The organism is Pseudomonas sp. HD57-3 (assembly GCF_056113135.1).
Genome location: NZ_CM148568.1, coordinates 3,147,134 through 3,165,416, shown reverse-complemented (window position 1 = coordinate 3,165,416; position 18,283 = coordinate 3,147,134). Strand labels below are relative to the sequence as shown.

Here is an 18,283-nt window from a genome sequence, read left to right as displayed (position 1 = left end):
CGATGCCTCCTCTCCGCCCAATTACTCTTTTGGTTACCGCCAGCCTAATGGCAGGTTGTGCGGTGGGTCCGGATTACCATCGTCCAGACGCCCCGCTTTCGGACCATTTCCTGGGCCAGTCCGCTGTCGAACCGCGATCAGGATTGACACCGGACGGTCTCGCCGACTGGTGGAAAAACTTTAATGATCCGCTGTTGACCGACTTCATCAACCAGGCGCTGCAGCAGAATCTGGATCTGGCACAGGCGTCGGCGCGCGTCACCCAGGCAAGGGCCGGTCTGGGAGCCGCAAACGCAGCACTGCTGCCCTCGGCGAACATCAACGCACAAGCGGCACGCGCTTATCAGTCCGTCGAGACGCCACTGGGCCAGGTGTTGAATTCAACACCGGGCTATGACCGTTACGGCAATTCTTACGAGGCCAACTTCGAGGCGAGCTGGGAAGTCGATGTCTTTGGTGGGCTGCGCCGTGGACGTGAGGCAGCAGTAGCCGAGTACCAGGCCTCAGCAGCGGGTTTCACCGCTACACGGCTGGCGATCGCCGCGCAAACGGCCGATATCTACACCACCCTGCGCGGATTACAGGCACGGCTGGACATTGCCAACCGGCAAGTCGACACCCGACGCGCGTTGCTGGAGAAAGTCCGGTTGCTTTACGGCAAGGGCCTGGCCGCGGAGTACCAGGTACGTCAGGCCGAGGGTGAATTGTCGCAAGTCCAGGCGACCGTTCCAGTACTGCAAAGCGGTCTGGAAGCAGCAATGAATGCGATGGACGTACTGCTCGGCACGCCTCCCGGCACTCATCGCACGCAACTGGCACGTGAGGGCGAAATTCCCGATGTGCCGTCGTTGACTGCGCTGGGCACACCGGCAGATCTGCTGCGGCGCAGACCGGACCTTATCGTGGCCGAACGCCGTCTTGCGGCGTCCAACGCGCGCATCGGTGAAGCGATTGCCGAGTACTACCCGAAATTTTCCCTCAGCGCCTTGCTCGGCAGCGCGACAGCCGTATCCGGTGGCAATCTTTTCACCGGCGGCGCAAGCCAGTCGGCCGGCGTGCTGGGTTTACGCTGGAGGCTATTCGACTTCGGACGCATCAACGCCCAGATCGATCAGGCCAAAGGTCAGGAATCTGAAGCGTTGGCGGCCTATCGCCAGTCGGTACTGCGCGCCACTGAAGATGTAGAGAACGCGCTGTCCTCACTGGTGAATCGGCAAACCCAGACCACTACCCTTACCGGCGGCGAAGCGGCGCTGACTCAAGCTCGCCAGTCCTCGTTCACCGCCTATGAAAAAGGCACCGCCAGCCTGATCGATGTCCTGCACGCCGACGAAACACTGTTGCAGGCCTCCGACGCCAGAGCGCAGGCACGGACGGAATCGGCCCGTGCGGCGGTGGCGGTATTTAAGTCGCTCGGTGGAGGATGGCAACCCGTTGAGCCGGGTTCTGTAGCGGCACGCTGAGCAGCAACCCCAGATCGCTTCAAGAGTCGGGAGACGCGTGTACTCCCGACCCGTATTTGGCTTAATAGCGCTCAACTAGAAGCGGTAGCTGACCGACGTACCGAACCCGCTGGCACTGTTCTTGTACTTGGCACTGTAGGCACCTCTCGCTGCCGAGGTGTCGTTGACCTCCACGCTTTCCTCCCAAAGATAGGAATACGCAAGATCGATTGTGACATTGTCCACCGGCGTCCAGCCGGCACCGAAGCTGACAACCTTACGGTCGCCTGTAGGGATTCGCGGCCCCCGATTGGTGTTGTTGGCGGGTGACTGATCGACCGAAAACCCGCCACGCAGCACCCATTGGTTATTCAATTGATAGGCCGCACCGATCGCGTGAGCCCAGGTGTCATGCCAGTTCTGTTCTTCGCTGATCGTCCCCAATTGACCGCTGAGCAAGGGCGGCAAGCCGCTGTTCTCAATCGTCAGCTCCTTGAAGCGGCTCCAGCGTGTCCAGGTGCTGCCCACATAGAGGGTCCAGTCGTTGTTGAATTGATGCGTCACCGAAAAGTCCACCGACTCCGGCGTGTCCACATCCAGCGATGCGTCATAGCTACGGCCGCTGACGCCCAGCACGCTGAAGATGCCATCCGTGACCTTGGTTTTGGCGTCCAGGTGGTAACTGACTTTGGAGTGATACGTCAGGCCCAGACGGGTCTGGTCGGTCGCCTGCACCAGCACGCCGGCGTTGAAGCCCAGTGCGGTGTCATCGCCGGTGCTTTTGAGCTTACCGTCATTACGCCCCGGGCTGAGTGGATTGGGCACCATGCCCGATATCTCTCCGCCGATACGGTTGATGGTCGGCCCGAACCCGATCGACACCTTCTCGTTAAACGCGTAGCTGATGGTCGGTTGAAAGGTCAGTGTGGTGACTTCACTTTTGTTGGCGTAATAGCGTCCGGCAAAACCACTGCCGTAGTCGGTGATCAGCCCGAAAGGCACATAGAACCCGACACCGAATGCCCAATGCTCATCGATCGGTTTGACGTAATACCCCATCGGTACTGTGGTGGTGGGCACCATGTCGCCGTCTTCCTTCCCCCCAAACGTACTGCGTGTGTGGCTGATGTCCGATTTGGCGAACAGCGTCGCCGCCCCCACGCTCACTTGCTCTCGTTTAAGCCGCGCCATGCCTGCCGGGTTGCCGTAGAGCGTACTGGCGTCCTCCGCCGATGAAGATCGCCCGGCAAAACCGGAACCCATCCCGCTGATGCTCTGTTCGTTGAGGGCAAAACCACCGGCCAACACATTGGAAGACGCCAGCAAGACGGCGAGGCCGACGGGATTCTTGAGCATTATTTTTTTCATTATCTGGACTCTATGGGATCACTGAAAAACAACATCGAGAACGACAGCGAAGCCATACTATCCAAGTGACCAACTCAGTCAATGGTCACATAAAGCAAAATTGAACGCCGCCCCGGCACACATGTGTCGGGAACAGGTGAGCTGAGTTGGTCAGGGCATCAGGCTACGCAGAATGAGGTTGGAGGTCAGCGTGGGCGCTACCTCGATAAAGTCCAGATTGTGCTGCAGCAACAGCGGATTGACGAAGGGGCGCAGGGCCAGATGAATCGCCTCGACGGTCTCGTCCAGCGGGGTCTTGCGCTCGAACTCTCCGAGCTCCCGCCCTTCACGCACGATGTCGAAGATAAAGCGCTTGATCTGGTCTTCATACATCTGGGCACTGGGCCAGCGCTCCCCGGCGGAGAATGCAGCGATGTCGTAGAGCTTGCGATCATTGAAGAACAGGTCCACACCCGTTGCTATCACGGTTTTCACCAGTCGGCGGAAACGCTCGGTCGGCGAAATCGCCTCTGCGTTAACAGCCCGCTCTACCGCTGCAACGATTTGGCCCAGACAATTTGAGCAGATCGCTTCTCCGATCGCCTGTTTGGAATCAAAGAATTTATAGATGTACGCCTTGGAAAAACCGATGGCCCTTGCCAGATCGGAAACCGTGGTTTTGCCATAGCCGTATTGGCTGAAGTGTTCATTGGCTGCCGCGACGATCTGATCACGAATGTCGTGATCGACTGGGCCACGTGGGCCGGGCGAAGATAGGGATGGCTGATTCATGGGCGTAGCTTACTCACCCTGTCGAGGACTTACAAATCGTGACCAATTTAGTACATAGTCACGAAAAACTGGCGAATCGGCTGAAAACGGGCTGACGTTCAAGTCATCGAACACCCTTCTACGGCGTTTCCACTTCATCGACCGGCAATGAAGCAAACATTTCAGCGCGGCATACCTCAAGGATCTCATCCGCCAAGGCAGAATCATCCGGGCAGGCGCGTGACAGGACAATCGCGCCGACCGCACGCGACAGCAAGTCGATCATTTTCTTTCTCCCCTCACCCTCCGCGGCATCCGGCCCAGTCGGGTATTTATCCCCCAGGGTTTGCAGGGTGTGCTCAATGCCTTCGGCAAACGTTGCTTTCACATCGTCCGACTGACGCGCCGCGTCGCCACACAGTGCGGCCATGGTGCAACCGCTGCCGCGTCCGTCGCGATGTTCTCTGTTCACGTAGACGTCGATGAAACCCGGAACATCGAGCGCCTGGGCGCCGGTCAACGATTTGCCGAGACTGCAGGCCGAAGCTTCGGCCATCAGGTCAGCCTTTGACCCGAAGTGCTTGTAAAAGCCTCCGTGGGTGAAACCGGCAGCCGCCATGAGATCCGCCACACCGACGCCGTCAAAGCCACGCTCACGGAACAGCCCTGAGGCCGTCTCGACGATGTGCTCTCGATTGGCCTGCGCCTGGGCCTTGGTCACTCTCACGTGCAATACCTCGTGTTTAGCGGGAATTCCTGCGTCCGATGATACATAGATGTTGGCCATAATCAAAACTGTTGACAGCTTAGATTTCGATCATCATCCTATTTTCGCACCCACCGATCTCCATCAACGGGCACGGAAGATTCATCAGATGACCAAGCAGACTCTGTTCACCCCATACACGCTAGGCAGTCTCACGCTGTCGAACCGCGTCGTTCTCGCACCACTGACACGCAACCGCGCAGGCCAGGGCTTTGTCCCCAGCGAATTCGCGGCCGTCTATTACAGCCAGCGCGCCAGCGCCGGTTTGCTGATCAGCGAAGCTACACAGATTTCCCGACAGGGCCAGGGTTATCAGGACACCCCCGGGATCTACACGCAATCGCAGATAGACGGTTGGCGCACCGTCACCGATGCCGTCCACGCCAAGGGCGGCAAAATCTTCCTGCAGCTGTGGCATGTCGGCCGCGTCTCACACGTTGACCTGCAAGAAAACGGCGCCGCACCGGTGGCTCCTTCTGCGCTGCGTGCCGCGACCAAAGTGTTCGTCAACAACCGCTTTGAAGACGTCTCCGAACCTCGCGCCCTGGCAACCAGCGAACTGCCGGGGATCGTCTCCGATTTCCGCCAGGCTGCGGCCAACGCGGTCGCCGCCGGGTTCGATGGCGTGGAGATTCACGGTGCAAACGGCTACTTGCTGGATCAATTCCTCAAGGACAACGCCAATCTGCGCACCGACGCTTACGGCGGCTCGATTGAAAATCGTGCGCGTCTGTTGCTCGAAGTGACGGCGGCCGTCGTCAATGAGATCGGCGCGGATCGCACTGGCGTGCGCCTGTCTCCCGTGTCGCCGGCCAACGGCGTATCCAGCAGCGATCCGCAGGCGCAATTCAATTACGTCGTCGAGCAACTCGACGCCCTCGGTGTGGTTTATCTGCACATGGTCGAAGGCGCGACCGGCGGCCCGCGCGACGTGGCCCCTTTCGATTTCGGGGCCCTGCGCCAACGCTTCAAAAACACCTATATCGCCAACAACGGCTATGACCTGGAGCTGGCGAACGCGCGGCTCGCCGAAGACCAGGCCGACCTGATCGCCTTCGGTCGACCGTTCATTGGCAACCCGGATCTGGTGGAGCGACTCAAACAGGGTGCGCCGTTGTCCGCGTTCAATCCCGCCACCCTGTATGGCGGCGGAGCGGCGGGCTACATCGACTACCCGACACTGGCTGAATCGAGCGTCAGCGCAAGCTGAGCGCGTTCCGTTTCTCACCTCCTGAAAGAGAGATACCCCATGAACACCCGCCCTACTGTTCTCATCACCGGCGCCTCCACCGGCATTGGCGCCGTCTATGCCGAACGCTTCGCCAAACGTGGCCACGATCTGGTACTGGTCGCCCGCGATCAGGCTCGCCTGGACGCACTCGCAGCGCGATTGCGCAGCGAGCACGACGTCGCCGTCGATGTCATCCCGGCAGACCTGACCCAACTCAGCGATCTCACCACCGTTGAAAGCCGCCTGCGCGACGACGCCCGCATCGGCATTCTCGTCAATAACGCCGGCGCCGCGCTGTCCGGCCACTTCGTCGACCAAAGCACCGACAGCGTTGCGCAACTGGTGGCCCTAAACACCACGGCATTGGTGCGGCTCGCCAGCGCCATCGCCCCACGCCTGGCCAAGGCCGGCGACGGTGCGATCATCAACATCGGTTCGGTGGTGGGTCTGGCGCCGGAGTTCGGCATGACGGTCTACGGTGCGACCAAGGCCTTCGTGCTGTTCCTGTCCCAAGGACTGAGCCTGGAGCTTTCGCCTCAGGGCGTCTACGTGCAGGCCGTGTTGCCCGCCGCCACCCGCACGGAAATCTGGGATCGCTCCGGCGTCGACATCAATACCTTGAGCGAAATCATGGAAGTGGGTGATCTGGTGGATGCCGCATTGGTCGGTTTTGATCGTCGCGAACCTGTGACCATCCCGCCGCTGCACGAAGCGGAGCGCTGGGATGACCTGCAGGGCGCACGCCAGGGCCTGCTAGGGCAAATCCGCCAGTCTGCGGTCGCCCAACGCTACCAGACGCCACAGTGATTTTTTGCTAGCGAGCATTCGCGGCAGATTCGATGCAGGCACCTGGCATTGCATCGAATCCTGCCCGCTGTCCGGAGTGACAATGAATTCAATGCAGACGAATCCCCTCTCGGGTGCGCCGCCGTCATTCGTCGACGCGGCGAACCAGTCGATCACGGTCAACGGCATTCCCTTCGCCTACCGCGACACCGGGCCCGCAACCGGCGTTTCCCTCGTGCTGTTCAATCATTGGGGCGCGGTGCTGGACAACTTCGACCCCGCGATCATCGATGGCCTGGCGCAAACCAGACGCGTCATCACCACCGACTATCGCGGCATCGGCAACTCGGGTGGAACCGCGCCACTGACGGTGGGCGAAATGGCCGACGATGCCATCCAGCTGATCAGGGCGCTGGGGTTGAAAACCGTGGATGTGCTCGGATTTTCCCTCGGAGGTTTCGTCGCTCAGGACATTGCCCTCAAGGCGCCTGACTTGGTACGCCGATTGATTCTGACCGGTACTGGACCGGCGGGCGGCACCGGCATCGACAAGGTCGGCACAGTGTCATGGCCATTGATCCTCAAAGGCTTGCTGACCCTGCGCGATCCCAAGTTCTACCTTTTCTTCACCTCGTCGGCCAATGGGCGACGGTCTGCCTCGCAGTATTTAAGACGCCTCAAGGCACGCAAGAACAATCGCGACAAGGGCCCGACACCCCGCGCCTTCCTGCGGCAATTGAAAGCCATCACCGCGTGGGGCAGACAACCGCAACAAGCGCTTGGACGCTTGCGCACGCCGACGCTGGTCGTCAACGGCGACAACGACATCATGGTGCCCAGCGTTAACTCGTTTGAACTGGCCAGGCTTATCCCCAACGCACAGTTGGTGATTTATGAGGATGCCGGGCACGGTGGAATTTTCCAGCATCACGCCGACTTTGTGGCCAAGGCGCAGGCGTTTCTCGATGCTTGACCACGTCACGCAGCAACACCGCAACCCACCGACTACCCTCCGTACAACCAGCAAGAGCCGCACCACGATGAAAGCATTTCTGATTGATGGCTATGGCAAGAATCCCGGACGCATTGGCGAAGCGCCCGCCCCTGCAGTCGGTGCCCACGACGTCTTGATCGAGGTCCATGCGAGCAGTGTCAACGTGCTGGATTCGAAGATCAGCAAAGGCGACTTCAAGCTGATTCTGCCCTATGCCTTTCCGTTGATATTGGGCAATGACCTGGCGGGGGTTGTGGTTGAAGTCGGCCCGCAGGTGACACGCTTCAAACCGGGAGACGAGGTATACGCTCGCCCGCCCGAAGCGCGGATCGGGACGTTCGCCCAATTGATCGCCGTGAACGAAAACGCGATCGCCCTGAAACCCGCCAATACCGACATGGCACAAGCCGCATCCCTGCCCTTGGTTGCACTGACCGCCTGGCAAGTACTGGTTGAAACCGCCCGGCTGCAAAAGGGCCAGAAAGTGCTGATTCACGCGGGTTCCGGCGGCGTCGGCACAATTGCGATTCAGCTTGCCAAACACCTCGGTGCGTTTGTCGCCACAACTACCAGCACCGCCAATGTCGAATGGGTCAAGGCGCTGGGGGCCGATCTAGTCATCGACTATAAACAGCAGAACTTCGAAAATGTGCTGCGTGACTACGACGTGGTGCTGAACAGCCTTGGCGCCGACGTGCTGGAGAAATCACTCGCGGTCCTGAAACCCGGTGGTCAACTCATTTCCATCTCGGGCCCACCCACTGTGCAGTTCGCGTGGGAGCAAGGATTGTCCTGGCCATTGCAGCAAGTCATGCGACTGCTGAGCCTTGGCATTCGTCGCAAAGCGCGCAAGCAGGATGTCAGCTACGCGTTCGTGTTCATGCGGGCCAATGGCGCTCAACTGCAACACATCACCGCGCTCGTGGAGGACGGGATCATCAAACCAGTGGTTGATCGTTCCTTCCCCTTTGAATCAACGGCTGAAGCATTGAAGTACGTTGAGCAGGGACGCGCCAAGGGCAAGGTCGTTGTTTCGCTCAAATGACCACGCCGCCTATTCATGAGTCGACCAGAGAAACTGCACAGCTTTTACTGCTTGAGCGCTCATCATCCGAAGTGATTTCGCCAGAGCTGCAGGAACAGCAAGCGCCGCAACCGGATGTTGCGCGGGTTGAACCGCCCGTTATCGCTTGGCGTAGTTTGATGCTTGAGCCATAAGGCGAAACCGTTTGCAGGTGATCTCGTCAGGCTGTCGCGTTCGGCTCGACAAGATGAACTTCCGTGGCATTGCGTCCGGCCAGCCAGGCCAACACAGACGCGGCGACCAGGACAGCGGCGCTAAGCTCGAAGGTGGCTTTGTAGCCGCTCAAATCAAAGGCCAGACCGCCAACGATTGCGCCGCCGGCGATCGCCAGTTGGACGATGGCCACCAGCAAGCCGCCTCCGGCTTCCGCATCATCCGGGAGCGTCTGCGCCAGCCACGTCCACCAGCCAACCGGCGCGGCCGTGGCGACCAGCCCCCAGATTCCGAGCAGCACCGCGGTCAGCAGCGGTGATTTACCGAAGCTGACCAACGCCAGCGCGATCACCGCCATGATCAGTGGAATGGCGGTCAGCGTGCGGTAGAGGCCGCGACCCATAAACCGTTCGATCAGAAAGGTGCCGATAAAACCTGCCACTCCAAGCCCCAGCAGCATGAAGGACAAGGTTGAGACACTGACGCCAGTCACGCCTTCAAGAAAGGGCCGTAGATAGGTGAACAGCATGAACTGCCCCATGAAAAAGACACTCACGGCGACCATGCCCAAAGCCACTGGCAATTGCTTCATCAGACGCAGAACGTTGCCGCTACCTGCCTGGCGTTCGGCCTTGAAGGACGGCAGGCTGATCAGCAGCCACACGGCGGCAAGCACCGCGACCGGAACCACACAGAAGAATGCACCGCGCCAGCCGATCAACGAGCCGAGAAAGCTGCCCGCCGGAGCGGCGATGACCGTGGCCAATGCGTTACCGCCATTGACGATGGCCAGCGCGCGGGAAACCTGTTCAGGCTTCACCAGGCGCATGGCGGTCGCCGCCGACAACGACCAGAAGCCACCGATCGCAATCCCGATCAGCGCACGTCCAAACATGAATGACGGGTAGCCCGGAGCGAGTGCGACGACCGTTCCGGAGACGATCATCAGCAGGGTCAGGCCCAGCAGAAGCTGCTTGCGTTCGATGCGAGCGGCGACCGAGGCGATCAACAAACTGGTGATCAAGGCAAAGGCACCGGACACGGAAATCCCCTGCCCGGCCTGGCCCTCAGTGATGTGCAGGTCCGCCGCAATCGGCGTCAGCAGGCTGACGGGCATGAACTCGGAAGCGACCAGAGCGAATGCGGCCAGCGACATCGCCAGCACGGCGCTCCAGCCGCCTGTTCTTTTAGAAGGATCTGTAGAAGGAAACGTCATGGGAACTACCTGTGGTGCGAAAAACGTGTGGGGGGGGTGATGCGCAGGGGCAAACTGTTTGTCGCCTATCCGGGCAGTGCCCCTGTAACAGATAGACACATTCTCCCGGTCAGTCCGGTGCTTCCCTAGCGCATTCCTCTTGAATGCTTGCCTGATCCTCTGGCGATGCAGGGTGATGGATAGGAAACGTCGCGCGCGCGCATTAGAGTTCGGTCAAAGGAGCGAGCCCACATGATCCCGACCCCTCTGCCCCAGGAATCACCTTTGGCACGGCACATCGACCCGCGTGTGAACGCGCCGGGTGACTTCGCCACGTCGATACCCGGGCTGTCGCTGTTTCGTCGCGACCAGCCGGCGCCTCCCGTTGTGTGCATGATCGAGCCCAGCCTGATTCTCGTGGGCCGCGGCGAAAAGCGCTTGTGGGTGGGCGGTGAGGGTTACAGCTATGACCCGTCGCGGTTTCTGGTCACGTCGCTGGACCTGCCCGCCAACTCCGAAGTGATGCTCGCCAGTCCCGGACAACCCTGTGTGGGCCTCGTGCTGAAGCTGGATGTCAGCATGCTTGCCGAGGTCATTACCAAGAGCGGCTTGCCGGCCAAGCGGCAGCCATCAACGGGTACGGGCGCCGCGATTGGCAGCCTGTCGTCTGCCCTGGAAGACGCGCTCGATCGCTTGCTGGCGTTGCTCGATGAACCCGAGGCGATCCCGGTCCTGGCACCGCTGATTCTGAGAGAAATCCACTATCGACTGCTCCACACCGACCAAGGCCCGCGGCTACGGCAGATCACTGCCGTCGACGGTCAGGGTTATCGCATCGCCAAGGCGATCGACTGGCTCAAGGTCAACTACACCGATGCCCTGCGCATCGACGATCTGGCCGCGCGGGTGCAGATGAGCGCGCCTACTTTTCACCATCATTTCCGCCAGCTCACCGGTATGAGTCCGCTGCAGTACCAGAAATGGCTGCGGCTCAACGAGGCACGGCGGCTGATGCTGGTAGAGCGCTTCGATGTGTCGCGGGCGGCGTTTGCGGTCGGCTATGAAAGTCCTTCGCAATTCAGCCGCGAATACGGCCGGCTGTTCGGCACGGCTCCAAGTCGTGACATTGCCCTTTTGCGCGGGCAGCCCTTCGAGGCAGAAGCGCTCGGCACAGTCCCGAATTGAACGAACAACCAGCGTCACCGGTGATGCGCCCCGCCGCGTGTCACCGCTCATAACAATGCACGTCAACCGATGATCAGCGGGTGAACCATGGAACTACGAATCAACCAGAAGACCTATCAGGTCGATGCCGACGCCGATACGCCCTTGCTGTGGGTGATCCGCGATGATCTGGGCATGACCGGGACCAAGTACGGCTGTGGATTGGCGCAATGCGGCGCCTGTTCGGTGCTGGTGGACGGCAATGTGGTGCGTTCCTGCGTCACGCCGGTGGCCGGCGTCGTCGGCCGCGAGGTCACCACCATTGAAGCCATCGAAACCGATGAAGTGGGCAAACGGGTGGTCTCGACCTGGGTCGATCTGCAGGTCGCCCAGTGCGGCTACTGCCAGTCCGGGCAGGTGATGGCCGCCACCGCACTGCTCAAGCAAAACCCCAAACCGAGTGATGCGCAGATCGAGGCGGCGATGGTCAATCTTTGCCGCTGCGGTACTTACAACGCCATTCATGCTGCCGTGCATGAGCTTGCCGGCAAGGGAGAAGCGTGATGAACGTTCGAATCGACCCCTCACTTCAAGCCTCAGCACTGGACCTGCACGAACCGATCAATGTTTCGCGCAGACGTTTTCTCACCGGTACCGCTGTCGGCGCACTGGTCCTCGGCTTCGGCCTTCCGCTGGGTGTGACGCGCGTACAAGCGGCTGCAGCAACTGCAACTGCCGATCGCGGCACGCAGGTCCCGGCGTTTCTCGAGATCCGTCCGGACAACCGCGTGCGTCTGCTCTGCCCATTCATGGAAGGCGGACAAGGCACGTTCACTGCGATGGCGCAGATTGTCGGTGAAGAACTGGATGCCGACCCGGCGACCTTTCTGGTCGAGGCCGCGCCGCCCGGCGAAGCCTATGTGGTGATGGAAAACGGCATGCGCATCACCGGCGGCAGTATGTCGGTGCGCATGAGTTACCCGGTCATGCGCCGCCTCGGTGCCCTTGCCCGCGCCATGCTGTTGCAGGCGGGCGCTCAGCAACTTGGCGTGCCGGTGAGCGAGTTGAGCACCGAGCCAGGCAAGGTCGTGCATGCCAAGTCCGGGCGCTCGTTGGCCTACGGTGAACTGGCAGAGCGTGCGATGGATCTGCCGGTTCCCGATCCGGCCTCTGTGAAACTGCGTGATCCGAGTCAGTTCCGCTGGATCGGCAAACCGGTGAAGCGCCTCGATGCCTACGAAAAGTCCACTGGCAAAGCGCTGTACAGCATCGATCTGAAGATCGACGACATGCTCCATGCTGCCGTTCAACATGCCCCGCGTCTGGGGATGACGGTGGGCAATCTGCGCAACGAAGACCAGGTCAAGGCAATGAAAGGTGTGCATTCCGTGCATCGTCTGCCGGGGGCCGTGGCGGTGGTTGCCGAGCGCTGGTGGCACGCCAAACGTGCGGTCGAGGCGATCCAGGTCGACTGGCAAGAGCCAAAGGCCGATAGCAAAGTGCGGCCGATGCCCGCCGACTTTTCCAGCGATGCCTGGTTCAAGCGCCTCGCCGAAGACAAGGGCCCGGCCAAAGATGACGAAAACGAAGGAGACGTGGCTGCGATGCTCCAGGGAAGCAAAACCCTGATCGATGCCACCTACCACAACCAGTATTTGAACCACGGCCAACTGGAGCCTCCGTCGGCATTGGCCCGATTCAATCCGGACGGTTCGCTGGAAGTCTGGCTGCCGAATCAGGCGCCGGACATGTTCCGTGCCGACATCGCCAAACGCACGGGCCTCGATCTTTCGCGCATCACCTTGCACTCACCGCTGCTGGGAGGGTTCTTCGGCCGGCATTTTCTCTACGACTCGGCCAGTCCCTACCCTCAGGCGATCACGCTGGCGAAAGCGGTTGGCCGTCCGGTCAAACTGATCTGGAGTCGCGAAGAAGAGTTCCTGCGTGATGTGCTCCGTCCGGTTGCCGCAGTGAATTTCCGTGGCGCTCTGGACGCCGACGGCTGGCCGCTGGCAATCGAAGCGATAAGTGCCACCGAAGGCCCCACCGAAGCCCTCGCCGGCAAGCAAGGTGAAAAGCTCGACCCGACGGCGCTTGAAGGCTTGTCGGGCAAGTCCTACGCGATCCCCAACAAGCGCATCGCGCAGATCTACGTCAAAGGCCCGGCCATGCTCGGTTACTGGCGCTCGGTGGGTAATTCGCTCAACGACTTCTTCTATGAATCGTTCCTCGATGAACTGGCCGACAAGGGGGGCAAAGACCCATTCGAGCTGCGCCTGCATTTGCTGCGTGACAACAAACGCCTGACCACGCTGCTGCAAGCGGTGGGTGAACTGTCCGGAGGCTGGAAGCGCGGTCCGTTTACCGCCGAGGATGGCAGCAAACGTGCGCGCGGCGTGGCCATGGCTTCGCCGTTCGGTACGGAGACGGCGGTGATCGCTGAGGTGTCCATCGAGAACGGCCAGGTCAAGGTGCACGACATCTGGCAGGCGATTGACCCCGGCAGCATCGTCAACCCGGCGATTGTCGAGGCTCAGGTGAACGGCGCCGTGGCGTTGGGACTGTCGCAAACGCTGGTGGAGGAAGCCGTGTGGGTGGATGGCAAACCCCGGGCGCGCAACTACGACTTGTATCCGATCCTGCCGCCTGCGCGGATGGCACGGGTTCATGTGCGTGTGGTCGAGAGCGGGGAAAAAATGGGTGGCATCGGTGAACCGCCGTTGCCTGCGGTCGCGCCCGCTGTCGCTAACGCGGTGGCAGCGCTAACCGGTCAGCGGGTGCGCAGCCTGCCCCTGAGCCGACACTCCTTCACCTGATCAGCGCCGGAGCATTCATGAATAACAGCCGATTCGCAAGAACCGCTGGCTGGCTGGCCGTGCCGTGTCTGGTCGCGGCAGGCCTGCTGGCCTGGTATGTCACCCGCGAGCCCGTCTCGCGCCTGGAAAACCACCAGATCGCCGTGGCCGACATCGACCCGGCATTGGTCGCTCGGGGCGAATACGTCGCCAGGTTGAGTGATTGCGTGGCCTGTCACAGCGTGCCGGATGGCGCGCCGTTCGCCGGTGGGCTGGAAATGGCCACACCGCTGGGCGCGATCCATGCGACCAATATCACCCCGGACACGGAAACCGGAATCGGCCACTACAGCTTGGCGGACTTCGACCGTGCCGTGCGCCACGGCGTAGCTCCCGACAGTCGCCGTCTGTACCCGGCGATGCCCTACCCGTCCTACGCCAAGCTCAGTGATGACGACGTGCGAGCGCTGTATGCGTTTTTCATGAAAGGCGTAGCGCCGGTCAAACAGGCGAACATCCCCAGTGCGATTCCGTTTCCGCTGAACCTGCGTTGGCCAATTGCGCTGTGGAACGGTGTATTTGTTGACGCCGAACCTTATGTGTCCAAACCGACGCAGGATGAACGATGGAACCGCGGCGCTTATCTCGTGCAGGGCGCCGGGCACTGCGGCAGTTGCCACACGCCGCGCAGCCTGGCGTTCAACGAGAAGGCACTGGATGAGTCCGGCAAGCCATACCTGGCCGGCGCCCTGCTCGATGGCTGGTACGCACCGAGCCTGCGTGATGATCACAACACCGGGCTGGGCCGTTGGAGCGAGTCGGAAATCGTGCAGTTCCTCAAGACCGGGCGCAACCAACATGCGGTGGTCTACGGCTCGATGACCGAGGCGTTCAACAACTCCACGCAGTTCATGAGCGATGATGATCTGACCGCGATTGCCCACTATCTGAAGTCGCTTCCCGGGGATCGCGAACGAGATGGCGCGCCGTGGCAGTACCAAGCGGTTTCGGCAGCGCAACGTCTGGATTCGCCCGGTGCGCATACCTACGTGACACGCTGTGCGTCTTGCCACGGTCTGGACGGCAAGGGTCAATCGCAATGGATGCCGCCGCTGGCCGGCGCGACTTCTGCACTGGCCAAGGAAAGCGCCTCGGCGATCAACATCACCCTCAATGGCGCGCAACGTGTGGTGGCGGCCGGCGTGCCGGATGCCTATCGCATGCCGGCCTTCCGTGAGCAGCTGTCGGATCAGCAGATCGCCGAAGTGCTGACCTTCATGCGCAGCACCTGGGGCAATCACGGCAGTGCCGTTGATGCACAGACGGTTGGCAAACTGCGTGAACACACCGATCCGGCCAGCAGCAGTCCGATCATCCTGCAGATGCGCTAGAGGAGAGATTGATAAAACATCGACTTGCGGGTCCCGCGCACGGCGCGGGACTGGCTAGCCGCCGGCGAGCGCGCCTTGTCCCCAGACGGTTCAGTGTGGACTGGCGGTCGGGCGAACCACAATCTCACTCACATCGACATCGTCAGGCTGCTCGATGGCATAGGCGAGCGCTCGCGCAATGGCGTCTGCATTGAGTGCCACACGACGGAAGGCTTTCATTTCCTCGCGTGCCACCTCATCGGAAATCGTATCGGCCAGTTCGGACTCGACCACACCCGGGCACACCACGGTCACCCGAATCTTGTCCGTTTCCTGGCGCAGGCCATCCGAGATAGCCCTGACCGCGAATTTGGTCGCGCAGTAGATCGCAGCGGTCGGAGAAACCGCCAGGCCACCAATGGACGAGATATTGATGACCTGCCCGAAGCCCTGCGCCTGCATGTCCGGCAAGACGGCGGCAATACCGTGCAGCACACCGCGAACGTTGACATCGAGCATCTGGTTCCATTCGTCGACCTTCAACGAGGCCAGCGGAGACAAAGGCATCACCCCCGCGTTGTTGATGATCACATCGACCTTGCCATGTTGCGTCTTGGCGAATGCCACGAAGGCGTGCATCGATTGCAGATCCGTAACGTCCAGTGCGCAGGCACTTGCGGAGCCCCCTTCGGCCTGGATCTCGCTGACCAGTCTGTCCAGACGCTCGGTCCGGCGGGCGCCGAGAACCACATGCGCGCCTTTGGCAGCAATCAACCTGGCCGCTGCTTCGCCAATACCACTGCTTGCACCGGTAATCAGGACGACTTTGTTTTGAATGTTCGACATATCCGTAGCTCCTGCTGTCTGCATTGAAGTTCAGCACCGACCGCTGAAGACGCGTTCGTTACTGCGGGGTACGTCGAAAAGATTAAGGGCACGAGCCTTGTGGACGCGTGCCGAAACCTGCGCAACTTTTGCCTATTCGTGTTTGTGTGCATCGCCTGCAAACCTTTAACGCTGCGGCGCTCAAGCCCCACGGAACTCGCTAGGCGTTACGCCCACTTCACGCCGAAAGATCTGAGAGAAGTGACTGGGGCTTGAGTAGCCGACTTCCAGTCCGACATCGATGACGTTAAGGCGGGTTTTCAGCAACAGGTGCCGCGCGCGAGCCATGCGCAAGCGAATGAAGTACTGCGACGGCGAAAGCCCCGTCGCCCGCTTGAACAGGCGGCTGAAGTGGTACTCGCTCAGCTCGGCAAGACTGGCCAGTTTGGCCAGGCTGAATTCAGCGCTCAGATGCGCGCTCATGGCGTCCGTGACTTTGCGCAATTTGTAGGCTTGCAAGGCGTTGACCCGACGCCCGGGCTGGCCTTCATCGAGATAGCTGCGCACCAGATGCACGGCCAGTGCCTGCGCCAGAGAGCGGGTGAAAAGACCGCTGGGTGAGCCGCCTACACCGCGTCCAAAGGCGCGCGTGCCCAACTGACGCGCACCCTGGCGCTTGAGGTCATTGGCCACGGCATCCGCGTCAACGCTGTCGGTGTCGGCGATGTGGTGACCAACATCCTCAACAACGTGGTCGACGACGGCCCTGCCTTTCTCGCCCGACATGGCGAAGCGGCGCCGATCGGCCGCGCCGCCCAACCGGAAGAAATCGCCGAAGTGGTCGCGTTCATCGCCTCGGATCGGGCCAGCTTCATGGTCGGTTCGGTGGTCATGGCCGACGGCGGGATGACGGTCACGGCCGGCTGAGCCGCAGCACAAACGCGCCGCAGGACATGCCAGACAAACCACTCAGGATCATCGTTACGCAGGCATGTGGGTCACCGCGGATGGATTCATCCGTCATGAGCTTCTGACGACTGGTCGTTACGACGAGGCCCGTGGTAAAAACAAGAGCGCCTATCAGGGCCGCTACGAACTGGTTGGTGATTATATCCAGTACTGGGACGACACCGGCTTCACCGCTGATGGCCACTTTCATGACGACGTGCTGTATCACGCCGGAATGATCCTCTATCGGCAATGAGTACTTTGATGATGTCGGGTGAATATCGTCTGCCCGGGCAGTTCCGGGCAGACGCTCATGAACACTTGTGAGAGCCTTGAAATGGAACAGAGCGATGCTTTCATCCTTCAAAACACAGCCGTCTACCGTGACGAACTGGTTCGCCTGCTGACGCAACGCTTTACCACACCCGGGATCTATGAGACCGCCATAGCTCCCCTGCATGTCATCCGTTTCGATGCACCTTCGGAGCTGATCCATACCGTGCACAAACCGGCACTTTGCCTGATCGTGCAAGGACAAAAAGAAATCAGCCTGGGTGATGATCATTACCTCTACGACCCGCTCAGTTACCTGGTGGTCTCGGTGACGCTCCCGGTTGCCGGGCGCGTGCTAAAGGCCAGTCCGGAAGCGCCCTACCTGTGTATCCGGTTCGATTTCGAGGCCACCGAAATTGCGCAGGTCATCGCCGACGCTCCGCCATCGGGCGTACCGGACGAGCCGGAATTGGGCCTTTTCCTTGAAAGGGTCGATGTGCCCCTGCTGGAAACCATGCTTCGACTGGTCCGACTGCTGGACACCCCGAAAGACATCGGCATGCTGGCACCTCTGGCCCTGCGGGAGCTGTATTACCGCCTTCTACGCGGCATGCACGGCCGTCGTCTGTATGAGCTTGCCCTCGGCGACTCGCAAACACGGCGAGTAACACGGGCAATCGATTGGTTGAACAACCACTACACCCAACCCTTGCGCATCGAAGAACTCGCCCGGGTCGCCAATTTGGGCAACTCCACATTGCATCATCGCTTCAAGGCAGTGACGGCCATGAGCCCGCTGCAATATCAGAAACAACTGCGCCTGCAGGAAGCCCGCCGTCTGTTGCTCGGCGAAGGGGTGGACGTGGCGAGCGCCTGTTATCGTGTGGGCTACGAAAGCCCGTCGCAATTCAGCCGGGAATACAGTCGCCAGTTTGGCTGCCCACCTTCCAAAGATGCCAGCCGCACGCGTCGCACTGGGTAAATCCCGCACTTTGACGCAGACGCGGGGAACGGTTATCCGCCCGGATCGCGAAAGAGGCAGGCAGACGCAAGCCTGCCCCATTGCGCAATGCACAGCGACGCCTGTACGCCATCAATGCGTATCGCCACGTGATAAACGACAGGAACCAATGGCCTGC

At 60.7% G+C, this 18,283-nt stretch carries 15 protein-coding genes and 3 pseudogenes; 12 read left to right on the top strand and 6 right to left on the bottom strand.

The genetic code is table 11. The features are described 5' to 3' along the window. The first annotated feature begins 2 nt into the window (after positions 1 to 2). A complete protein-coding gene (locus AC0R79_RS14245; protein ID WP_474734988.1) occupies positions 3 to 1,463 on the top strand; it encodes an efflux transporter outer membrane subunit in 1,461 nt (486 codons plus the stop codon). 75 nt (positions 1,464 to 1,538) lie between these two features. On the opposite strand, the gene AC0R79_RS14240 is transcribed toward AC0R79_RS14245, so the two are convergent. From AC0R79_RS14240 to AC0R79_RS14230, 3 genes are all read right to left on the bottom strand, one after another. Then, on the bottom strand, positions 1,539 to 2,810 hold the full coding sequence (locus AC0R79_RS14240; RefSeq protein ID WP_474734986.1) for an OmpP1/FadL family transporter: 1,272 nt from the start codon (positions 2,808 to 2,810) through the stop codon (positions 1,539 to 1,541). Positions 2,811 to 2,960: 150 nt separating this feature from the next. After that, the gene (locus tag AC0R79_RS14235) at positions 2,961 to 3,581 is read right to left on the bottom strand and encodes a TetR/AcrR family transcriptional regulator (protein WP_127797958.1); all 621 of its coding nucleotides are present in this window, start codon (positions 3,579 to 3,581) and stop codon (positions 2,961 to 2,963) included. Positions 3,582 to 3,699: 118 nt separating this feature from the next. After that, entirely contained in the window at positions 3,700 to 4,287 is a 588-nt protein-coding gene (locus tag AC0R79_RS14230) for a TetR/AcrR family transcriptional regulator (RefSeq protein WP_474735110.1), read from the bottom strand. A gap of 148 nt (positions 4,288 to 4,435) precedes the next feature. On the opposite strand from AC0R79_RS14230, the gene AC0R79_RS14225 reads away from it, so the two are divergent. The 4 genes from AC0R79_RS14225 (at position 4,436) to AC0R79_RS14210 (ending at position 8,382) form a co-directional block, all read left to right on the top strand. Then, positions 4,436 to 5,536 (top strand): alkene reductase, encoded by a 1,101-nt coding sequence (locus AC0R79_RS14225; protein WP_474734984.1) that lies wholly within the window; start codon positions 4,436 to 4,438, stop codon positions 5,534 to 5,536. Between the two features lie 39 nt (positions 5,537 to 5,575). After that, positions 5,576 to 6,364, top strand: coding sequence for an SDR family NAD(P)-dependent oxidoreductase (locus tag AC0R79_RS14220; RefSeq protein ID WP_474734982.1), 789 nt, complete (start codon positions 5,576 to 5,578; stop codon positions 6,362 to 6,364). An 82-nt stretch (positions 6,365 to 6,446) separates the two neighbouring features. Next, positions 6,447 to 7,316, top strand: coding sequence for an alpha/beta fold hydrolase (locus tag AC0R79_RS14215; protein ID WP_474734980.1), 870 nt, complete (start codon positions 6,447 to 6,449; stop codon positions 7,314 to 7,316). 67 nt (positions 7,317 to 7,383) lie between these two features. Continuing rightward, a complete protein-coding gene (locus tag AC0R79_RS14210) occupies positions 7,384 to 8,382 on the top strand; it encodes an NADP-dependent oxidoreductase (RefSeq protein ID WP_474735108.1) in 999 nt (332 codons plus the stop codon). A 199-nt stretch (positions 8,383 to 8,581) separates the two neighbouring features. Here the strand turns inward: AC0R79_RS14210 and AC0R79_RS14205 are convergent, their stop codons facing one another. Continuing rightward, complete coding sequence (locus AC0R79_RS14205; protein ID WP_474734978.1) at positions 8,582 to 9,790, bottom strand: MFS transporter; 1,209 nt, start codon at positions 9,788 to 9,790, stop codon at positions 8,582 to 8,584. Positions 9,791 to 10,021: 231 nt separating this feature from the next. Between AC0R79_RS14205 and AC0R79_RS14200 the strand changes: the two genes are divergently transcribed. From AC0R79_RS14200 to AC0R79_RS14185, 4 genes are all read left to right on the top strand, one after another. Further along, positions 10,022 to 10,954 (top strand): AraC family transcriptional regulator, encoded by a 933-nt coding sequence (locus tag AC0R79_RS14200; protein ID WP_474734976.1) that lies wholly within the window; start codon positions 10,022 to 10,024, stop codon positions 10,952 to 10,954. A gap of 87 nt (positions 10,955 to 11,041) precedes the next feature. Continuing rightward, a complete protein-coding gene (locus AC0R79_RS14195; RefSeq protein WP_440094113.1) occupies positions 11,042 to 11,497 on the top strand; it encodes a (2Fe-2S)-binding protein in 456 nt (151 codons plus the stop codon). Next, entirely contained in the window at positions 11,497 to 13,749 is a 2,253-nt protein-coding gene (locus AC0R79_RS14190; protein WP_474734974.1) for a xanthine dehydrogenase family protein molybdopterin-binding subunit, read from the top strand. The genes AC0R79_RS14195 and AC0R79_RS14190 overlap by 1 nt, the downstream gene beginning before the upstream one ends. Positions 13,750 to 13,766: 17 nt before the next feature. Next, the gene (locus tag AC0R79_RS14185) at positions 13,767 to 15,119 is read left to right on the top strand and encodes a c-type cytochrome (RefSeq protein WP_474734972.1); all 1,353 of its coding nucleotides are present in this window, start codon (positions 13,767 to 13,769) and stop codon (positions 15,117 to 15,119) included. Between the two features lie 90 nt (positions 15,120 to 15,209). Here the strand turns inward: AC0R79_RS14185 and AC0R79_RS14180 are convergent, their stop codons facing one another. Both AC0R79_RS14180 and AC0R79_RS14175 read right to left on the bottom strand, forming a co-directional pair. Then, positions 15,210 to 15,944 (bottom strand): SDR family oxidoreductase, encoded by a 735-nt coding sequence (locus tag AC0R79_RS14180; RefSeq protein ID WP_474734971.1) that lies wholly within the window; start codon positions 15,942 to 15,944, stop codon positions 15,210 to 15,212. Positions 15,945 to 16,124: 180 nt separating this feature from the next. Then, positions 16,125 to 16,544: pseudogene (locus AC0R79_RS14175) on the bottom strand (helix-turn-helix domain-containing protein); the annotation flags it as partial. On the opposite strand from AC0R79_RS14175, the pseudogene AC0R79_RS14170 reads away from it, so the two are divergent. From AC0R79_RS14170 to AC0R79_RS14160, 3 genes and pseudogenes are all read left to right on the top strand, one after another. Then, positions 16,545 to 16,850, top strand: a pseudogene (locus AC0R79_RS14170) (SDR family oxidoreductase); the annotation flags it as partial. It lies immediately after the preceding pseudogene. Positions 16,851 to 16,905: 55 nt separating this feature from the next. Then, positions 16,906 to 17,127 (top strand): annotated as a pseudogene (locus AC0R79_RS14165) (Atu4866 domain-containing protein); the annotation flags it as partial. A gap of 81 nt (positions 17,128 to 17,208) precedes the next feature. Next, positions 17,209 to 18,126 carry an AraC family transcriptional regulator gene (locus tag AC0R79_RS14160; RefSeq protein WP_474734969.1) on the top strand — a complete coding sequence of 306 codons (918 nt, stop codon included), beginning with the start codon at positions 17,209 to 17,211 and terminating at the stop codon, positions 18,124 to 18,126. Positions 18,127 to 18,283 lie beyond the last annotated feature (157 nt).

Bases quoted from the DNA above. Each gene is read 5' to 3' on its own strand.
- AC0R79_RS14210 (WP_474735108.1), top strand. From the start codon at position 7,384: ATGAAAGCATTTCTGATTGATGGCTATGGCAAGAATCCCGGACGCATT.
- AC0R79_RS14240 (WP_474734986.1), bottom strand. From the start codon at position 2,810: ATGAAAAAAATAATGCTCAAGAATCCCGTCGGCCTCGCCGTCTTGCTG.
- AC0R79_RS14235 (WP_127797958.1), bottom strand. From the start codon at position 3,581: ATGAATCAGCCATCCCTATCTTCGCCCGGCCCACGTGGCCCAGTCGAT.
- AC0R79_RS14160 (WP_474734969.1), top strand. From the start codon at position 17,209: ATGGAACAGAGCGATGCTTTCATCCTTCAAAACACAGCCGTCTACCGT.
- AC0R79_RS14200 (WP_474734976.1), top strand. From the start codon at position 10,022: ATGATCCCGACCCCTCTGCCCCAGGAATCACCTTTGGCACGGCACATC.
- AC0R79_RS14220 (WP_474734982.1), top strand. From the start codon at position 5,576: ATGAACACCCGCCCTACTGTTCTCATCACCGGCGCCTCCACCGGCATT.
- AC0R79_RS14190 (WP_474734974.1), top strand. From the start codon at position 11,497: ATGAACGTTCGAATCGACCCCTCACTTCAAGCCTCAGCACTGGACCTG.
- AC0R79_RS14185 (WP_474734972.1), top strand. From the start codon at position 13,767: ATGAATAACAGCCGATTCGCAAGAACCGCTGGCTGGCTGGCCGTGCCG.
- AC0R79_RS14205 (WP_474734978.1), bottom strand. From the start codon at position 9,790: ATGACGTTTCCTTCTACAGATCCTTCTAAAAGAACAGGCGGCTGGAGC.
- AC0R79_RS14195 (WP_440094113.1), top strand. From the start codon at position 11,042: ATGGAACTACGAATCAACCAGAAGACCTATCAGGTCGATGCCGACGCC.
- AC0R79_RS14180 (WP_474734971.1), bottom strand. From the start codon at position 15,944: ATGTCGAACATTCAAAACAAAGTCGTCCTGATTACCGGTGCAAGCAGT.
- AC0R79_RS14225 (WP_474734984.1), top strand. From the start codon at position 4,436: ATGACCAAGCAGACTCTGTTCACCCCATACACGCTAGGCAGTCTCACG.
- AC0R79_RS14215 (WP_474734980.1), top strand. From the start codon at position 6,447: ATGAATTCAATGCAGACGAATCCCCTCTCGGGTGCGCCGCCGTCATTC.
- AC0R79_RS14245 (WP_474734988.1), top strand. From the start codon at position 3: ATGCCTCCTCTCCGCCCAATTACTCTTTTGGTTACCGCCAGCCTAATG.